This is a genomic window from Bradyrhizobium sp. Ken51 (assembly GCF_055807435.1).
Genome location: NZ_JBVVPB010000190.1, coordinates 1 through 254 on the forward strand (window position 1 = coordinate 1; position 254 = coordinate 254).

Annotated in this window: 1 pseudogene; it reads left to right on the top strand. The window is 54.3% G+C overall.

The annotated features are described in order from the left end of the window. Positions 1-139 precede the first annotated feature (139 nt). Positions 140-254 (top strand): annotated as a pseudogene (locus tag AC0L27_RS41435) (DNA-binding response regulator); the annotation flags it as partial.

Sequence of the window (254 nt, forward strand, 5' to 3'; positions counted from 1 at the left end):
TAGTCGTTCCGCTGAACTGATCCAATCAATCTTAGGCCACGTTTCCCAGGCCGCCGGAATCGGCCTATATCTGCCCCAGTTTTCAATCCTACAAAGCTCTTCCATCCGACAAAGCTCTTCAACAGGTATCGAACTCCGCATGCGTGTACTGGTCGTCGAAGATGACAAGGATCTCAATCGGCAGATATCGGATGCGCTGGTCGATGCCGGCTATGTCGTCGACCGCGCCTTCGACGGCGAGGAAGGCCATTTCC